Origin of the sequence: Enteroscipio rubneri (assembly GCF_002899715.1) — a bacterium.
GTDB lineage: Bacteria > Actinomycetota > Coriobacteriia > Coriobacteriales > Eggerthellaceae > Enteroscipio > Enteroscipio rubneri.
Map to the genome: position 1 here is coordinate 244,962 of NZ_PPEK01000001.1, position 13,008 is coordinate 257,969.

At 53.1% G+C, this 13,008-nt stretch carries 9 protein-coding genes; 8 read left to right on the forward strand and 1 reads right to left on the reverse strand.

The annotated features are described in order from the left end of the window. Positions 1–11: 11 nt before the first annotated feature. The gene (locus tag C2L71_RS01010) at positions 12–2,633 is read right to left on the reverse strand and encodes a DEAD/DEAH box helicase (RefSeq protein WP_170042400.1); all 2,622 of its coding nucleotides are present in this window, start codon (positions 2,631–2,633) and stop codon (positions 12–14) included. 489 nt (positions 2,634–3,122) lie between these two features. Here C2L71_RS01010 and C2L71_RS01015 point away from each other — a divergent pair, with 489 nt between their 5' ends. From C2L71_RS01015 to C2L71_RS01055, 8 genes are all read left to right on the forward strand, one after another. Beyond that, a complete protein-coding gene (locus C2L71_RS01015) occupies positions 3,123–4,139 on the forward strand; it encodes a hypothetical protein (protein WP_147585036.1) in 1,017 nt (338 codons plus the stop codon). A 2,049-nt stretch (positions 4,140–6,188) separates the two neighbouring features. Beyond that, a complete protein-coding gene (cgr1, locus tag C2L71_RS01025; RefSeq protein WP_103263925.1) occupies positions 6,189–6,908 on the forward strand; it encodes a cytochrome c-type protein Cgr1 in 720 nt (239 codons plus the stop codon). 247 nt (positions 6,909–7,155) lie between these two features. Further along, positions 7,156–7,824, forward strand: a complete 669-nt coding sequence (locus tag C2L71_RS01030; RefSeq protein ID WP_103263926.1) for a cytochrome c maturation protein CcmE domain-containing protein — start codon at positions 7,156–7,158, stop codon at positions 7,822–7,824. A 60-nt stretch (positions 7,825–7,884) separates the two neighbouring features. Next, positions 7,885–10,248 (forward strand): heme lyase CcmF/NrfE family subunit, encoded by a 2,364-nt coding sequence (locus tag C2L71_RS01035; RefSeq protein WP_103263927.1) that lies wholly within the window; start codon positions 7,885–7,887, stop codon positions 10,246–10,248. Continuing rightward, positions 10,217–10,972, forward strand: a complete 756-nt coding sequence (locus tag C2L71_RS01040; protein WP_103263928.1) for an ABC transporter ATP-binding protein — start codon at positions 10,217–10,219, stop codon at positions 10,970–10,972. The genes C2L71_RS01035 and C2L71_RS01040 overlap by 32 nt, the downstream gene beginning before the upstream one ends. Position 10,973: 1 nt before the next feature. Then, on the forward strand, positions 10,974–11,726 hold the full coding sequence (locus C2L71_RS01045; protein WP_103263929.1) for a heme exporter protein CcmB: 753 nt from the start codon (positions 10,974–10,976) through the stop codon (positions 11,724–11,726). 12 nt (positions 11,727–11,738) lie between these two features. Further along, a complete protein-coding gene (locus C2L71_RS01050; RefSeq protein ID WP_103263930.1) occupies positions 11,739–12,509 on the forward strand; it encodes a cytochrome c biogenesis protein in 771 nt (256 codons plus the stop codon). Positions 12,510–12,718: 209 nt separating this feature from the next. Further along, on the forward strand, positions 12,719–12,904 hold the full coding sequence (locus C2L71_RS01055; RefSeq protein ID WP_103263931.1) for a hypothetical protein: 186 nt from the start codon (positions 12,719–12,721) through the stop codon (positions 12,902–12,904). Positions 12,905–13,008 lie beyond the last annotated feature (104 nt).

The following is a 13,008-nucleotide window of genomic DNA, read 5'->3' on the forward strand; positions in this document are numbered from 1 at the left end:
AATACTGGACTTTAGTTGGTTTTAACTAGGGCAGATAAGGGGCTAGAGCGAATCATGTTGACATAATCTATTGGAAGAACCCCTTCAGTAGTCATAGCTTGATGCAAGTTTTGCCTCCATATCGCATCACCCTTTTCGATGAAATTAGGATAAGCGTCGACGAGGCAATCGAGTGCCTTAATGGCCCATTTTTTAAAACTTTCTCTATTAAGGTAGAAAAGTCCACCTGTTGCATGGCTCGCACTTGCTTCTAGAAGCTTCGAGTTAGAAATAAAAACAGTTACTATTTCTGCCTCCGGAAGCAATTCATTTTCGTTTTTGCGAATCCAGTCGGCATGAGGAATGGCTTGTCGAACATCATCAAGAGGAATTGATTTTTCAACATTCCCACCGGTGTTCTCTGAGTAGATTTTATCTTCGGCAACAAGGCATAGCTTGGGATTGATGATCCAATACGGGTCTGGAGCGCCATTTTCGCTAGAGTTTTTTGATGTGAAGCCTAGAACAGTGCCAAGCTTCTCGTGCCCGGCTTCAAAATCTTTTCCATCAATAGAGGCTAGCTTCAGTTTTATTCCCTCTATTAGTTGAGCGTATTTAGTGATTGAAGAACAGCTTGTCATGATTTCTTCTATGGCTTCAATAGTGTCACAGAAAAAATCTTCCGATATATCAGCACTTTGATCGCCAAATACTCGATGTGGCAAAAGCGGAAGCCAACGGAGATTGCTATTGTTTTGAGCTGCCTTTTTGTATCGATCGATACCTGAACTTTGGTATCCGTCGACCCCTTGCTTCGCCAGTATGGAAGCCATGTTGCCCGCACAGACGTTCCAGTAGCATCGATATCCTGCAAGAGAAGGGGCGTTAAGTGCATCCGCAATCTTCGAGGCAATATTGAAAGCTGATTCAAAATCGCCTTTCCATAATGCGTATAAGTAATCCACTTCATTTGTCGCTGCGTGAAGCATAATATCTTTTATTTGGTTGGTGGCTGCATCTTCTTTTTCTTTGCAGGAGTCTCTTAAGGTCACAATTCCGTCTTCTGCTATTTCCCACGATTTGTCTCTATTGAGGAACGCAGCTAAGTCAGATGACATCTCGGCAATAGACGAATATTCTTTAGAATTCCTAACGCCGTATTCAAGTTCCGCACGAAGTTCTGGATTGAGTGACGCTCTTCGTGCCTCGCTTGTTAAGTCCTTAAGAATTGAAGTTCCCATGATACATACAGCTGAAAAATCGCTTCCATTTCTCGTACATCTTCCTAAAGCTTGGATAATGCGGGTGCGAATTCGTTCTTCGTAGAGAATTGAGGCATTCATGCATGAAACTAAGAAGTTTTCTTGCAAATTGACGACTTTTGGAAAATCGACGATAAACAGCATCCTGCATTCATCGTCAGGGAAGTCTATACCGTCGAAGCGATTAGCGAGAGTGATTACGGCATCGCTGTTTGAGGTAAAAGAGTTTTTTGAATCAACTATATCGCTTGCGGTAAAGATGGAAGTATTAGGCATATTCGAGCGGAAGAGATCAGCTACCCGTCCAGCCTCTTTGTCAGTTGGAGTTAATACGACGCTACGTTTTGATACGGAATGCAGGTCAAGCAGGATATTGTCGTGATCTTTGCTGCTAAGCGCGAGATCAGGGAGTAATACAAATCTTCTTCCCAATCCCTTTTTGTCCCAGTCGCCGACAACGGGAAGTCGTTTGATGTTCTTGATACCAGTAATTCTTTCAAGTTCTCCATTTGCGCCAAGGGTGGCCGACATCATGATACGCTGTTTGGTTTTTCTGAAAGGTTTGAATGTTTCGGTCGGCGCTATCCACGGCCTTATTTCAATCCTTCGATTACTCAGATATATATTGCAGGCGTGAAGATTTGCTTTAAGTCTTTGAAAAGAATAGTAATTACTAGAACTAGTGTCGTTTTTGCTCAAACACGTATCCAGTTCTTTTTGAATTATTGGCAAAATATCATATGCAAGTGCCACAGGAAGGAGATCGCACCATCTTATTTCAGCGTGCCCTCCAGAATTCGATGTTAAATAATGTAGGCTCGTTTCATCTAGGTATTCTTGCAAAATGCTTCGCATTACATCAAATGCGATTTCTCCTTCGCGGATATCTATCGACCAATTTGAAAGAATGGGCTCTTCGCTGGAATGAACGTCGTCCATTATCAAAATGTCTACATCATCGAAAAAGCTGTATGAAGCGAAAAAGGAGCTATATGTGGTAACACCCACTGATTCCGACGCAAGGAATTTGCTCTTATCTTGACTGCTGTAATTCCACTGAGGCCCGCAAAATGCAGTAGCGTTCAACCCATATTGATTATTTGCCTGATCGACTACTTGTTTTGCCAATTGATTTGTTGGAGTAAGATAAAGAACTCTCTCTTGGTTTTTTCTCCTGCGAAATTCTCCAATGAGCATACCGATTAGCGTTTTTCCGCTTCCGGTTGGCAATTCAAATGCAATTGAACGAGATGCTTCTGCGCCCATGTACTGTTCGATCATGCGCGATTGATAGTCGAGAAGGCCTTTTATCCTCTTCATTTTATTGTCTTGATACATCTCTTGCGGGGTTGTATATGCAAATGATTCTGACTGGATAGATATAAATGGCATGGAAGCCTCCTTGTAGACGGTCTTGCGCATCTTTTTGGAAACAATAGAACTGTGATTCGCAAGGATCATGTTGATCTGACTATTATGATTCATTCATGATTCATTCGCACTGTTTTTGAGTTCAAAGATGTTTGTTTGCAGGCGGCCGAAGAAAGTTTTGTCTCGCATAACAAGCGAAGGACACATCGGCACTTTAGTTACTAAAATAATTGTGATGGTGTACGTACCTTTGGGACAGCATCACGTCCGCAACGTGGGAGTCGAGGGCTTGAATCCCCTCATGTCCACCGAAAAGTGTGTCCAATTTCGATTATCATCACAGGTCATCGACCATTTTTTAATTGAATAATCAAATGAGTCGAATTTTAAGAATTCTATAAGTAAGATAATCGCTTGGGAAGTATAGGTAATTCTCGACCCGGTATAGGCCTATAATCATGCTGTGGCTGCTAGAATTAAGCTTCCTCTAATAGATAAAAAACTGGTGGCGTGACAATGATTGTACTGAATATACAAGGAGATATTTCTCCAGTCTGCATCTCGGAAAAACTAAAACTATATATTTCGAATCTTCCTAACGATGAACATAATAATTGGAATGAAGGTCTTTGTTCGGAATTGCAAGCAAGTCTGCGGCATTCAGAAATAGTCGCGCGAAAACTCGGCGTAGAGCAGCAAAACAGACTGCGCCGTATATATGAACAGTATTTTCCTCAACAAGACTTGGCAGGGGAAATTGACGAGAATACATGTATTCAAAGTATCGTAGATCGCATGATTTGCATATACTTCGATTATAGTGACACGGATATGCCGATGTTTGACTGGACAACGAACTGTTTTGATGGCAGGTTTTGCGAAGGGGATTATGCCGAGAAAGTTGTTGACTTTATCAACTTCGTGGCTAGAGAGAGAAACGAGTTTATTCCAGCGCCAACACCACAATGGATTTACTCATCAAACCATGATGAAGTGTACCCCCACCGCATGTTTTGGAGTAGCTACGAAACAACTCTGTGTATTGCAAGCTTAAAAAAATGGGGTGAGTTATTCGATGATTTCTTGCACAATACAAATGACTATCTATTGCTTGACTATCTTATGAAATCAATCCATCAAGATAATGAATACAATGAGTATCATTTACTGAAAGCATTTTCTCTATGCCAATTATTTCTAGAGAAAAATAAGGAAAGTGAACTTGACTCAAAGTTACCTAGATTTATTAGCGATAGCTATTCCAAAAAGGAAAGGGAAGAGTGCGCAATCCTGCTTCGCAAGATAAGAAACAAGATAGCTCATGGAGATTTTCTCGCTTTTGAAAAAATAATTGAAAAATTTGCTTCGACGCTTATGGATGGAAGATTTTGGTTTGACTATACGGAATATAGTCGAAAAAACTGGATCATCCAATTTGCTTGCTGTTTACTGGATGATGCTGTTAGGAGACTGATTCAGATGATGCTACTTGACAGAAAGCGACTGGATGCAATTAGAAATGGTTAGTCGGACAAAGAAAGCCATCGAACTCAAACGCTCGTGCTCTTCAGAGGAAAGCTAAAAACTGAACCTATCGGGGAAACAGCTTTCATTGCGCTTTACCGTCTGGTTGAAAACTTGGTTTCTACGTCGTAGAGAAAAGTCAGCCATCGAGCATGACCTGCTGGTTTCTCGCGACGTGGATAAGGCTCTAACATCAATAGAACCAGAAGAAGCAAAAACAGTGCCGCTCGCCATCTTCGCTCCACCGCTGATTTCGGCGCTATCGCTTTCCAAGATCGCCTCATTCGAATGCCGATAAAAGAAGTATGCCCAATAGTCATGCCACTATCAAGTGCGGCGGAGTTTCTTCTTGTCCGCGAAAGCGCGCGGATTCGAAAGCAAAGGACACACCACCATTTAGTTACTAAAGTAATTGTGATGGTATACGAACCTTTTGGGAGAGCATCACGTTCGCAACGTGGGGGTCGTGGGTTCGAATCCCATCATCTCCACCACGGAAACTAAATCGGACCGAAAGCTATCGCTTTCGGTCCGATTTGCATATGAAGGGCCTGCTAGTGCAAGCTGTTTTACATACTGGTGCAAACGAGTTGATGAACCTAGGGTCATCCTGCAGCGGGTGAAGCCCGCCGCCTTTTCTAGAGCCTCTCTGTGTTTCTACACGGGGTATCCTTTGGGCTAGCCTCACCAATCTCCTGCTCGATATTTCATATCCGACAGAATGACAACTTCCTGATCGCCTGAGAGGTTGGCTTTATAGAACTTTATGCATGCTGCCTTGCTTCCCAGGAATAGCAGTACAGGCCAGTCCTTAAGAGATCGTTTATGTCTCCATATGGGAAGAAGAGGAGCGAATGCTGCGATCTTTGAAATATACTAAGTCGCAAGGTAATGTAATTTTTAATTCCTACAGTGAAGAGGCTGAGTATGATGGAAAAATTCTGTTCCTCTTGGTGGCATATTCTGCCAATAAGAGCAATGCCCGAACCGAACGGAGAAGAGAATAAGCAGCTTGTTCCAGAGGCCTACGAATCATCAAATAAGACTGGGAACGGATCACTTGAAGACTACAGACGCGTCGTATCAAGCATTGAAGCCTGAAGGACAAAACCCAAGTTTTCCCTCTTGACCAAGAGCACCACGTTTGCACCCGATTATCTCATTCATTCGAGGTTGCAACGACTGCAAGCAGCATTCTTAAAGAAATCCTGTCTCGCAATGTCTCGAACCCAAATAACGCAGGAAAAGCTCGTCGTGACCGCGAAGCGGGTGTTGGAAAGAGCATTGGTTCCTGCATTTATGCCGAGCAGGCCGTCACCTCGTTACGCTACTCGTTGATGGCCGCTTGTTTACTGCACGATGTGGGAAATCCCCCGTTTGGACACTTTGGAGAGAAGGTAATCGGGTCTTGGTTTAGCGAAAATGAAGCAAAATATCGCCCGAAGATTCCAATGCCCCATAATCCTAAGAAGAAACCGAGGCCAACCTTCGGGATGTAATCTGGAAAGATAGCTACGAGGGTATGACTCTAATTATTGTGTCGAGGGACTTTGTTGGAGCGGAAAAGCGTCTGTCACGTTTTCGGTAATCAAAACGAAGGACATACTATCTTTTTGTTGTTGAATCAATTGTGATCGTTTGCAGATGAGCCGGGAGGGCATCGCGTTCGCAACATAGGAGATTCTGGAGCGTTTGCGGCGAATGCAGTTGCGTATCCTGCGAGCAGAAGGACAAGCGCTCCCGAACACTGAGCGGTTACGGCGAACGTGTAAACGACGTGCTTGACGGTGCTCAGGTTCGTGCACGAATGCCAAAAACTGAGCAGCGCAACGGCCGCACGCCTCCTGCGAGCCGTTTTGGGCTCTGTTCACACGAAAAAGGGGGCGAAACCGGGCTAATTCCCCCCAAATGGGTGATAGGTTTTTTGTTCCCCCAGCGCTAGTATGCATGTGGTACAGTGCTTGTGTTTCCGCATGGGGCCGAATTCGGTACCGGCGCGAAATAAAAGCCGAAGATTTTCAAGACGAGATGTTTGAAAGGAGGTTAGAGAGCATGAGCGAAGAGGAAACCAAAGTGGAAGCCGACGCCGAGGCAACTGCTTCCGATGAACCTACGACCAGTGAGGCTGCTCCCAAAAAGAAGGGGAAGAAAAAGTGGCCGATCGTCGTGGGCGTCGTTGTGGTTGTTTTGATTGCAGCCGGTGCCGGCTTCTATGTTTGGCATGAGCAGCCGAGTTTCTGCAACGCCATTTGCCACACGCCGATGGATCCGTATCTGCCCACCTACGAGGCGGAGCCGGGTCAGCCGGCCACGGACAAGTGGGGCAACGAGGTTGAGAACGCCAGCGGCATGATGGCCGCCGTGCACCGCGTTTCCAAGGAAGAGGGCGGCGCCGGCACCACGTGCATGGGCTGTCACGTTCCCACGATCGGCGAGCAGTTGACCGAAGGCATGAACTGGGTCACCGGCAACTACATCAACCCGCTTGAGGAGCGCGATCTCGACGAGCTCGTCGAGGCGCGTGGGCTGGAAGACTCGGACGAATTCTGTTTGAACGAGGCCTGCCACAACCTGACGCGCGACGACCTGATCGAAGCCACGAGCGACATGGGTGAGTACAACCCGCACGTCGCCCAGCACGGCGAGATCACGTGCAGCAACTGCCACAAGGCGCACCGCGCTTCCGTGATGTACTGCACGCAGTGCCACAGCGAATCCGAAGTGCCCGAAGGCTGGCTGACGGTTCAGGAAGCCAACAAACTGGCAGCGTAGCAGCCTAGCCAGTGTGCTTGCTTGCAAGCGCGGAACTGAATAGCACGAGGGAGCCCGCCTCAAGCGTAGAGCGCTTGGACGGGCTCCTTTATCAAAGGTCCGAAGAGCGGAATGGATGATTCGCTTGGACAAGATGGCACCGAGACGAATATGCGTGGTGAATATCTGATTTTGAGGCCATTGCGCTCTTCGGAACTTTGAGGTACGTGAGAATGATCGCGAGAGAGAAACAATTGAGGAGGCGAACGTGAACACGAAGACGAAGCGTCGCATGGTCGTGGTGACGGGCGTCATCATCATGGTGCTCGTCGTTGTCTTGGCCGTTGTTGGCGGTTCCGGTTCGGCAAAGCCGGTGGCCATCTCCGACCTGACGACCGGAAACTACGCCGACCAGAAGATCCAGGTATCCGGCAACGTGGTTGAGAACTCGTACAAGACCGAGGACAACACGCTAACCTTCGATATCTACGACGCGAACGGCGATGCCGCCCAGCACCTTCAGGTTCGTTACGAAGGCGGGGTCTCGGCGACGTTCGGCAACGATGTGACCGCCATCTGCACGGGCAAACTGGGTCAAGACGGCGTGCTCAACTGCACCGAGCTCGTCACGAAGTGCCCGTCCAAATACGAGAACGCGACGAGCGCACTCACGATCGATCAGCTGCTGGGGTACGGCGGCGACATCGTCGGTACAACCGTGAAGGTGGCGGGCGTCGTGAAGGACGGCACGCTGACGGCGGCCGGCGGAGGAGACCGGTTCGCGCTTGTCGATGCCGAGAATCCCGGTAGCGAGTTGGCCGTGCTGTTCGACGGCGCACTCTCCGAGGAGATAGCCGACGGCTCTGCGCTCGTCCTGACCGGCTCGCTGGACGAACAGGGAAGGTTCTCTGCGACGGACGTGGCGCTGGAGGGGTAGGGCCGCTTGGGGCTCGATAGATATGTCGATGGGCGGCGCGCCGCCTCGGAAGGATAGCGCATGTCAACATTCGGTTTGATCGGACTGCTCGTCGCGTTTGCGGGCGTGGTCGTGTCCGTGGTGTGCCTCGTGGCCGGCGCGCTCGTGTCACGTGCGGGGCGCAGCGACACCGGGGACACGCTCACCTGGGGTGGACACGTGGCGTCGTTGCTGTCGTTCGCGGGTCTCACGGTATGCTGCGGCGTCTTGGTGTACTGCTTCATGACGGGCGATATGACCATCGAGTACGTGCTCAACCAGCATAGCGATGCTTCAGGCGATATGGCTTGGCTGTACAAGCTGTCGGGATTGTGGGCTGGGCGCCAAGGGTCACTCCTGTTCTGGGCGTGGCTCATTGCCGCGTTCAACTCGCTGGTTGCGGTGCGCAACCTCAAGCGCACGGCCAAGCTGGACTCCATGGCGCTGCTTGTCGCTCAGCTTGTTCTGGCCGCCTTCGTGGGAGTCATGTTGTTCTCGGAGAACAACATGCCGTTCACGGTGACGCCTGCCAGCTACTTCACCTCAGACGGAACGCTGACGGCCGCGGCGTCGATGTACGGCATGAACACGCTGTTGGAACACTGGGCCATGGCCATCCATCCCCCTACGCTGTTCGTGGGCTATGCCGGCCTCACCATCCCGTTCGCCTATGCCATCGCGGCGCTTATCGTGAACGATCCGTCGAAGGAATGGGTCGTGCGCTCGCAGCGCTACGCACTGTTCGCATGGTTCTTCTTGGGCGTCGGCATCGGTCTGGGCGCGGTCTGGGCCTATGTTGTGCTCGGCTGGGGGGGGTACTGGGGCTGGGATCCCGTCGAGAACGCGAGTTTGCTCTCATGGCTCGTGGGCGTGGCGCTCATTCATAGCTTCACCGTGTACCGCCAGCGCGGCGCATTCAAGCGTTGGAGCGTGATGTGCGCGTGCCTGACCTTCGCGTTCGTCATCGTGGGCACGTTCATCTCGCGTTCGGGGCTTGTGCAGTCGGTGCATGCGTTCGAGGGCGATCCGGTGTCGGTGGCGCTGTTCGGGGTTCTCATCGTCGTGCCGATCGCGGCGGGCATCGTCGGTTTGATCGCGCGCTGGAAGAGCTTCGGTCCGGGAACCGCCGGGGGCGACGACGTCGACAGCATGGCGTCGAAGGACGCTGCGTACTACTTCAACAACGTCATCATGGTGGTGTTCGCCTTCTTGTTGGCGTACCTCACCATCTCGTCGGCGCTGCCCGAGATTCCTTTCGTGCTGTTCAGCGGCCAGACCGTGTCGGCCGGTACGTACAACGCCATCGCGCGGCCCCTCGGTGTGCTCTACCTTGCCATCTTGGCGGTTTGCCCGCTGCTTTCATGGGGCAAGACCGATGGCGCACAGTTCTGGAAGCGCGCTCGCGTTCCGGGCGCCTGCGCCCTCGTGCTGTTTGTCGTGCTCATGGTATATTTCTTCACGTATCTGCTGCCCGGCTACGAGGCCATCGTGGCTGCCGGTGGAACGGAGGCCGAGGGCCTCTTGGAACAGGGTCCGGCATGGTATTACAACGGCTTGGCAGTCGTGGGCTTTCTCGTGGCCAGCGCGCTGTTCTTCAATTCGCTGTTCATGCTGGGCCGGGGCATCCGCGCGTACCGTGCGAGCAAGGGGGGCGGCATCGTGTCCGCCGCCTTCGGCATGCTGATAAATCGCGCGTCGACGTTCGGGGGTTTTCTGGCGCACTTCAGCATGGCCATCATCCTTGTCGGCCTTATCGGTTCGTCGATGTACGTGACCGAGGTCACGGGGTACGTGGGCTACGATAGCGAGACGGACACCGCGTCCGAGGACTTTGTCATCAAGGATTACACGCTCTCCTATACCGGCAACTCGATCGAGCAGCAGGATAATGGCGACGACATCGACTACACCGTGTTCTTCGACGTCTACAAAGACGGCGAATACGTGGGTTCGGTGAATCCCACCGTCCAGCTGGTGCAGTCGACGCAGCAGCAGAAGCTCGTGGCGAGCGTGATCTCGTTCCCCTTGGAAGACCTGTTCGTGGTGTATCGGGGTGTCAACGACGCGGGTGACTTCTCGATGGACGTGCGGGTGAATCCGCTCATCTCGCTCGTATGGATCGGCTTTGCTCTGCTCATGGCGGGCATCGTGGTGGCCACGTTCGGCCGTCGCGGCGCTCGTCGTAAGCGTGTAGGCGACGAGAGCCAGGACGGCGGCAAGAACGTCGCCGGGCATGGGGATGCGCCTGCGCCGAACGCGGGCCGGCAGGATGGCGTCGTGGTGGCCGCCGCCTACGAGGCTGTTGCGGTGAGCGACGGCGAGAAGGTTATGGTGGAGGAGAAGGTCGTGGTCGCGGAGGCTGCGCGCATCGTCGATGCCCCGGCCGACGAGGAGAAGAAGGGCTAACGTGGGCAGCGTGGAGGCCGCGATCAGGACGAAGAACCTTTCGAAGGTGTTCGGGAACCGCAAGGCGGTGGACAAGGTGTCCATCGAGGTTCCGCAGGGCGCATTCTTGTCTATCTTTGGGCCAAACGGCGCAGGAAAGACAACCCTGCTGCGCGTGCTATCCACGCTGTCGCGCGCCACGTCGGGCGAGGCCGCGCTCATGGGCGTCGACCTGAAGGAGGAGCCTGACAGGGCGCGCGAACACATCGGGCTCATTTCGCACAATTCGATGCTCTACCCGGACCTCACGGCGGAGCAGAACCTCATGATCTACGCGCGCCTGTACGGGGTGGTCGATCCAGAGGAGCGCGTCATGGAGCTCTTGGAGGCGGTGGAGCTCAAGCACCGCCGCCTCGACGCGGTTCGCACGTTCTCGCGCGGCATGACGCAGCGTCTCTCCATCGCCCGCGCGCTCATCCACGACCCGGACGTGGTGTTCCTGGACGAGCCGTATTCGGGGCTCGACCCGCATGCGGTCGAGATCTTCGACGAGCTCATCGAGCAGCAGCGCGATGGCCGCACGTTCGTCATGGTGAGCCACGACCTGCAGAAGGGCTTTGCCATGTGCACGCACGCGCTCGTGCTGGCGAAGGGCAAGGTGGTCGCGTTCGACAAGAAGGAAGCATTCGACTTCGATGATTTCGCGGGGCTCTACCGCGCGACAGTCGGTATGGGGGTGGCCTAGTATGGCGGCGCGGAAGGAGGCTGCCATCCGAACGGCAGGAGGGGTGGCCATCAAGAGGCCCTCAACGTTTCAGCAGTACAAGACGCTGTTGCGCAAGGACCTGGAGCAGGAGTTCCGCACGAAAGAGATGCTTACCTCCATGGGTATCTATGCGCTGCTCGTGCTCGTCGTGTACGGGGCTGCACTCGCGCAGACCTCGAGCACGCTCGATATCCTGCAGATGAGCGGCGGCCTTTTGTGGGCGCTTATCGTGTTCACATCGCTTCTAGGCCTCAATCGCTCGTTCGCTCACGAGAAGGAGCAGGGATGCCTCGAGGGCATTCTGCTCGTGCCGATGGATCGCTCGGTGGTGTTCCTGGCAAAATCGACGTCGAACCTCCTGTTTTTGCTGGCGGTGGAAGTGATCGCCGTGCCGCTGTTCTACTTCTTCTTTTTAACCACGACCACGCCCTCGGAAAGTTTCTGGCTGCTCGCAGTGCCGCTTGTCGTGGGCACCGTCGGGGTGGCAGGAATCGGCACGCTTTTATCCACCATCACCGTGAACACGCGTGGCAAGGACGTGATGCTGGCGGTGCTGTTCATCCCTCTCGTGTTCCCGCTACTGTACGCGTGCGTGTCGGCCACCAGCGCGGCAATCGTCGGAGCGGAGGGATACGCGGACGTGCTGTTGACGTCGCTGGCGCTCGCGGGAGGCTACGATGTGATCATGATCCTCGCCTCGTGGGTACTGTACGATTTTGTGATAAGCGCTTAGGAGAGGAGCCGTATGACCGAGGTAACGAAAAAGACGCCCAAGCTGCCGGAGGCGGGCCAGTGGCCCGACCGGATCGCGCCGGCGGTGCTCGTCGTGGGTATCGTGCTGTCGACGATCGGCTTTCTGCTGGCGTTCTTGTGGGCCTCGCCCGTCAATGGCGCTGGGGTGAACGGCGCCGAGATGATCGGGGGCCAGATGGTCACCAACGTGGTGCTACTGTCGCAGAAGATATTCTACTTCCATATGCCGGTGGCCATCACGTCGTTCGTGGCGCTCGGATTCGCAGGTTATTACGCGGTGCGGTTCCTTATGACTCGGAACCGCCGTTTCGACACGTGCTCGAAGATCGCGATGGAGATCGCACTTCTTTTCGTGGCATGCACGATGATCACGGGCGATCTGTGGACGCGTTTCGAGTGGGGCGTGTGGTGGACGTGGGATCCGCGTTTGACCACGTACCTCATCCTCATGCTCATCATCATCGCGTACTTCATTCTGCGCAACGCCATCGACGAGCCGGAGCGTCGTGCGACATTCGGCGCGGTGCTCAGCATCATCGCACTCATCGACGTGCCGATCTGCTTCATGGTGACGCGCCTCATCCCGTCGAGTATCCACCCGGTGGTCGTGCGCGAGGGCGGCATGTCGGGAGATATGGGCATCACGCTCATGTTCTGCCTTGCGGGCATCGCGATGATTGGGTTTGCGCTGTACCGCCTGCGTTTCCGGCAGGTCCGGCTGACCGAGCGCGTTGAGGTGCTGAAGGAGCAGCTGGAAGACTGAGCGTCCCGCCGCTCTCTGCAGTACGGCGTTTCGTGTGCTGAACGGAGGGGCGGTTCGACGCTGCGGTTTCCCACAGCGCGTCGCCTTGCCGCCTGTGCGCTTGGCATCGCCTACAAAGCATGCTCGGCCGCACATCATGGCATCTCGGAGCGCTGCGGGAAACCTGCTGACGCATACGTTCGACCTACGAGATAGAAGGAGATCAAACCATGAATCCGATTCTCACCGAGATATACAGCACCATCGTCCCGTCAATGCCCTTCATCATCGGAGCATACGTGCTCATGTGGGTTGCTTTGCTCGTGTACGTGCTCATCATCATGGTGGGGTACAAAAAAGCCGAGGCGCAGATGGCGGTATTGGAAGAGGCTGTTGCTGAGAGGCGTGCGGATTAGCGGGACGGCGACCGTCAGTCTGCGCGTGCTACAATAGCGCATCGAACGAAGTCGGAGCACTGTTTGCGCGGTGTTTCGCGTGTATTGACTGCGAGCACGAGCGC

What these genes read in the sequence shown, in the direction of transcription:
- cgr1 (WP_103263925.1), top strand. Translation starts at nt 6,189, where the DNA reads ATGAGCGAAGAGGAAACCAAAGTGGAAGCCGACGCCGAGGCAACTGCT.
- C2L71_RS01050 (WP_103263930.1), top strand. Translation starts at nt 11,739, where the DNA reads ATGACCGAGGTAACGAAAAAGACGCCCAAGCTGCCGGAGGCGGGCCAG.
- C2L71_RS01055 (WP_103263931.1), top strand. Translation starts at nt 12,719, where the DNA reads ATGAATCCGATTCTCACCGAGATATACAGCACCATCGTCCCGTCAATG.
- C2L71_RS01010 (WP_170042400.1), bottom strand. Translation starts at nt 2,633, where the DNA reads ATGCCATTTATATCTATCCAGTCAGAATCATTTGCATATACAACCCCG.
- C2L71_RS01045 (WP_103263929.1), top strand. Translation starts at nt 10,974, where the DNA reads ATGGCGGCGCGGAAGGAGGCTGCCATCCGAACGGCAGGAGGGGTGGCC.
- C2L71_RS01035 (WP_103263927.1), top strand. Translation starts at nt 7,885, where the DNA reads ATGTCAACATTCGGTTTGATCGGACTGCTCGTCGCGTTTGCGGGCGTG.
- C2L71_RS01040 (WP_103263928.1), top strand. Translation starts at nt 10,217, where the DNA reads ATGCCCCGGCCGACGAGGAGAAGAAGGGCTAACGTGGGCAGCGTGGAG.